Below are 584 nucleotides of genomic sequence, written 5' to 3'. Positions count from 1 at the left end.
GAGTCAGGGAGAACTCATCTCGGGGCAAGTTTCGTGCTTAGATGCTTTCAGCACTTATCTCTTCCGCATTTAGCTACCGGGCAATGCCATTGGCATGACAACCCGAACACCAGTGATGCGTCCACTCCGGTCCTCTCGTACTAGGAGCAGCCCCCCTCAATTCTCCAGCGCCCACGGCAGATAGGGACCGAACTGTCTCACGACGTTCTAAACCCAGCTCGCGTACCACTTTAAATGGCGAACAGCCATACCCTTGGGACCTACTTCAGCCCCAGGATGTGATGAGCCGACATCGAGGTGCCAAACACCGCCGTCGATATGAACTCTTGGGCGGTATCAGCCTGTTATCCCCGGAGTACCTTTTATCCGTTGAGCGATGGCCCTTCCATTCAGAACCACCGGATCACTAAGACCTGCTTTCGCACCTGCTCGAGCCGTCACTCTCGCAGTCAAGCTAGCTTATGCCTTTGCACTAACCTCCTGATGTCCGACCAGGATTAGCTAACCTTCGTGCTCCTCCGTTACTCTTTAGGAGGAGACCGCCCCAGTCAAACTACCCACCAGACACTGTCCGCAACCCGGAT

Annotated in this window: 1 rRNA gene; it reads right to left on the bottom strand. The window is 55.0% G+C overall.

The window, feature by feature from the left end:
- Positions 1-584 (bottom strand): 23S ribosomal RNA (locus tag ACLJXE_RS24310); the annotation flags it as partial.

This window comes from Citrobacter sp. U14242 (assembly GCF_046555775.1).
In the GTDB taxonomy this organism is placed as follows: Bacteria; Pseudomonadota; Gammaproteobacteria; order Enterobacterales; family Enterobacteriaceae; genus Citrobacter.
Note: the sequence above shows the minus strand (reverse complement) of the source record. Positions and strands in the feature narration are given on the sequence as shown.